General features: G+C 46.4%; 1 rRNA gene. It reads right to left on the bottom strand.

Annotated elements, in window-relative coordinates:
- Positions 1–1,353: ribosomal RNA gene (locus G3567_RS13160) — 23S ribosomal RNA — on the bottom strand; the annotation flags it as partial.
- Positions 1,354–1,400 lie beyond the last annotated feature (47 nt).

The raw sequence follows: 1,400 nt of genomic DNA, 5'->3' as shown, positions 1-1,400 counted from the left end.
TCCTTGGTCTTTCGGTGTGCGGGTTTCTCGCCCGCATTATCGTTACTTATGCCTACATTTTCTTTTCTAACCGCTCCAGCATACCTGACAGTACACCTTCAGCGCAGATTAGAATGCTCCCCTACCTCTCATCCGCCTTAAGCGGATAAGAGCATAGCTTCGGTAATATACTTATGCCCGATTATTATCCATGCCGGACCGCTCGACTAGTGAGCTGTTACGCACTCTTTAAATGAATGGCTGCTTCCAAGCCAACATCCTAGCTGTCTAAGCAGTCCAACCTCGTTTGTTCAACTTAGTATATATTTGGGGACCTTAGCTGATGCTCTGGGTTCTTTCCCTCTCGGACATGGACCTTAGCACCCATGCCCTCACTGATTAAAAACATTTTATAGCATTCGGAGTTTGTCAGGAATTGGTAGGCGGTGAAGCCCCCGCATCCAATCAGTAGCTCTACCTCTATAAAACTATTTAATCGCTGCACCTAAATGCATTTCGGGGAGTACGAGCTATTTCCGAGTTTGATTGGCCTTTCACCCCTACCCTCAGGTCATCCCAAGACTTTTCAACGTCAACGGGTTCGGTCCTCCACTATGTGTTACCACAGCTTCAACCTGCCCAAGGGTAGATCACACGGTTTCGCGTCTACCACAGCTAACTTATTCGCCCTATTCAGACTCGCTTTCGCTACGGATCCATAACTGAATTATTTATCCTTGCTAACGGTGGTAACTCGTAGGCTCATTATGCAAAAGGCACGCCGTCATCCCGTAAACGGGACTCCGACCGCTTGTAAGCGTATGGTTTCAGGGTCTATTTCACTCCTTTATTCAAGGTTCTTTTCACCTTTCCCTCACGGTACTGGTTCACTATCGGTCTCTCAGTAGTATTTAGCCTTACCGGATGGTCCCGGCTGATTCATGCAAGGTTTCTCGTGCCCCGCACTACTCAGGATACTACTACTCAATACATCCCTTACCCCTACAGGCCTGTCACCTTCTATGGGTATTCTTTCCAAAATATTTGGGTTCAAAATGTATCAAGATATCGTAGTCCTACTACCCCAGCACTGCCGTAACAGTACTGGTTTGGGCTGTTTCACGTTCGCTCGCCGCTACTAGCAAAATCACTATTGTTTTCTCTTCCTCCGGCTAATTAGATGTTTCAGTTCACCGGGTTCGCTTTCTGACCATTACAGCCAGAATACTATACCTTCAGTATAGTGGGTTGCCCCATTCGGAAATCTGCGGATCAATTCATATGTGCTAATCCCCGCAGCTTATCGCAGCTTGTCACGTCCTTCGTCGCCTCTGAGAGCCTAGGCATCCCCCATACGCCCTTAATAAGCTTATCTATTCGATAATTATTAGTTATTTAATTTTCATACTCTCAATAAAAAA

The sequence above is a fragment of the Psychroflexus aurantiacus genome (assembly GCF_010820555.1).
GTDB lineage: Bacteria > Bacteroidota > Bacteroidia > Flavobacteriales > Flavobacteriaceae > Psychroflexus > Psychroflexus aurantiacus.
This window is presented reverse-complemented; position numbering and strand designations above follow the sequence as displayed.